At 45.4% G+C, this 2688-nt stretch carries 3 protein-coding genes; 2 read left to right on the top strand and 1 reads right to left on the bottom strand.

Annotated elements, in window-relative coordinates; all coding sequences use genetic code 11:
- Positions 1–1302: uracil-xanthine permease family protein (locus tag BG32_RS11975; protein WP_220660336.1), on the top strand; the 1302-nt coding region annotated here is incomplete at its 5' end.
- Between the two features lie 81 nt (positions 1303–1383).
- Complete coding sequence (locus BG32_RS11980) at positions 1384–1929, top strand: GNAT family N-acetyltransferase (RefSeq protein ID WP_006492099.1); 546 nt, start codon at positions 1384–1386, stop codon at positions 1927–1929.
- On the opposite strand, the gene BG32_RS11985 is transcribed toward BG32_RS11980, so the two are convergent.
- A complete protein-coding gene (locus tag BG32_RS11985) occupies positions 1914–2645 on the bottom strand; it encodes a Nif3-like dinuclear metal center hexameric protein (protein ID WP_006492101.1) in 732 nt (243 codons plus the stop codon). The two genes, BG32_RS11980 and BG32_RS11985, sit on opposite strands and share 16 nt — an antisense overlap.
- Positions 2646–2688: the final 43 nt, after the last annotated feature.

Consider the following 2688-nt stretch of genomic DNA (forward strand, 5'->3'; position numbering starts at 1 on the left):
AGTGAGAATTCAGCTTACCAGGAGGTAAGGGAGCAGGAAGACAGAAGCAAGAATCTGGGTAGAGGAGGACTTTTAGTACTCGGCCTGCAACACGCATTCACAATGTTCGGAGCAACTGTTCTTGTTCCTTATCTGACAGGCGTTCCTGTGAATGTTGCCTTATTCACGGCAGGTATAGGCACACTTCTTTTCCATCTGCTTACGAAGTGGAAGGTGCCGGTCTTTCTAGGTTCAAGCTTTGCCTACATTGCGCCAATCAATGCAGTAATTCTCTATCATGCAAATGTACCGGAAATTTATGAATCTGTTCCTGAAGCTATTGCAGCCGGGTTCTCCATAACTCCGGACATGATAGCGTATGCCACAGGTGGTATACTGATTGCTGGCCTTGTTCAGGTAGCAATCGCGATGTTAATCAAGAGACTTGGAGTTAGCATGTTTGAAAAGATCTTTCCACCCGCCGTTGCGGGAACGATCATTGCAGTCATCGGTCTAAATCTCGCTCCGACTGCGATAAGCATGGCAAGTTCGAACTGGTGGATTGCAATCGTATCTCTGGGAACGGCCGTTTTTGTCAGGCTTTACGCAAAGGGTTTTACGAGATTAATCCCTGTTATGTGTGGCATTGTGGTGGGGTACATCGTGGCTGCTATAACAGGCAATGTAACATTCGATGCAGTCAGTCAGGCGAGCTGGGTCGGCCTGCCTCAATTTGTTCTTCCGAAGTTCTCATTCTACTCTTTGACAGTGCTTGTCCCTGTTGCACTAGCACCCACGATTGAACACTTCGCGGATATTTTCGCAGTATCAGCTGTCGTCGGGAAGAAGTACTATGAAGATCCAGGCATTCACAGAACACTTGCCGGGGATGGAATTGCGACGGCAGTCGCCGGTTTTTTCGGAGGCCCGGCGAATACAACCTATAGTGAAAACACGGGGGTCCTTGCTATCACCAAAGTTTTCAATCCCGTAGTCATGAGGATTGCTGCTGTATTCGCAATCATTCTGTCATTTGTTCCCAAAGTCGGCGCTCTTATACAGTCGATTCCTACGGCAGTTATGGGTGGAATCGAAATACTCTTGTTCGGTATGATTGCTGCAATAGGGATGAAAACACTTATTGAGAACAGAGTAAAGGTTGATGGCAAGAATCTAATAATTATCTCTGTAATGCTGGTTGTGGGAATTGGAGGCGCGGCGATTGGAATAGGCCCTGTAAGGTTCGAAGGCATAGGTCTGGCAGCTCTAGTCGGACTACTTCTTAACGGCATTTTCGTAATGACAAAGGCTCCTGAGGAATAAAAAGAGCGGCAATTTGCAGGGGGGTGCCCGCTACCAGGCGCCGCCCTTTTTGTTATACTATCTCAAATGGGGGTGATGAGAGTGTTGAAGGGGCGAAAGGTCTATCTTAGGGAATACCGGAAGGAGGACATTGTACTTGCTCATGAATATATAAACGACTATGAAGTCAAAAGAATGCTGGTGCCAGGGATTCCTTTTCCGTTGAGACTGGAAGAGGAGGAAAAGTGGTATGATTCTCAAAGCTCTTCTAAAGACACTTATAGCTTCGCCATAGCAAAGATAGAAGACAATGAATATATCGGAGGGTGTGGCATCAACGAAGTCGACTGGAAGAATAGTGTAGTAACGGTTGGAATATTCATCGCAAAGAAGTTCTGGAATGAAGGTTATGGAACCGATGCAATGAGAATCCTTCTAAGATTCGTCTTTGAACAGATGAACATCAATAAAGCAAAATTAAATGTCTATTCATTCAACAGGAGAGCAATCAGGTCATATCAAAAATGTGGATTCAGAATCGAGGGAACCTTGAGACAGGAAATTTTCCGGGATGGATCATTCCATGACGAGATCATTATGGGTATTTTGAAGGACGAGTTTGGAAGAAACGATCAGACTTCGTTGTAAATCTCGACGAATTCCACTTCAAGCGAGAATCTCTCTCTAAGCAGCTCTCCGAGATTAATCACACCGAATCTTTCGCTTGCGTAGTGCCCTACCCAGAAGAAGTTGATACCTGTCTCTTTTGCAATCTCCCGGGTTGGTTCACCAACTTCCCCTGAAATGAAGGTGTCTGCTGTGCCTTCAAGCTCGCTCAGATTTGATGAAGAACCGCCTGATATTATGCATACTCTTCCAGCGAAATCGGAGTTCTTGAACAGGCCAACCTCTTGACGTGGGAAAATCCTGCATAAGGAATTCCTCAACTCAGACACGAGAATGTTTTCCGGATGAGTTCCTATAAAGCCTACATCATATCTCTCGAGGTTGACGAGTCCTATCTCTTCAGCAATTGAATAGTTGTTGCCATATGGCTCATTGGCGTCGAGCGGCAGGTGATATCCGAACAGTGTGATGCCCAAACTCAATACTCTCTCAACCCTTTTCTTTAGATACCCTGAAAGTCTGAAGAATTCCTTTCCGAAGATTCCGTGGTGAACAAGAATAGCGTCCGCTCCGGCTGTGACCGCTTTTTCAACCAAAGCATCGCTGAAAGAGACACCAGTAACCACCTTGTTTATCTCCTTGCTTCCTTCTATTTGAATTCCATTGAAGCAATAATCGTCGAATTCTTCCGGATGTAGAACCGAATTCAGAAAACTCTCGATATCTTCAGGTTTCATAAGTGTCCTCCAACAATATTGAACTGATAGCATCGGGTTTCGA

This window comes from Mesotoga sp. HF07.pep.5.2.highcov, from assembly GCF_003666285.1.
Taxonomy (GTDB): domain Bacteria; phylum Thermotogota; class Thermotogae; order Petrotogales; family Kosmotogaceae; genus Mesotoga; species Mesotoga prima.

Excerpts from the sequence above, each read along its gene's own strand:
- BG32_RS11985 (WP_006492101.1), bottom strand. The coding sequence starts at position 2,645 with ATGAAACCTGAAGATATCGAGAGTTTTCTGAATTCGGTTCTACATCCG.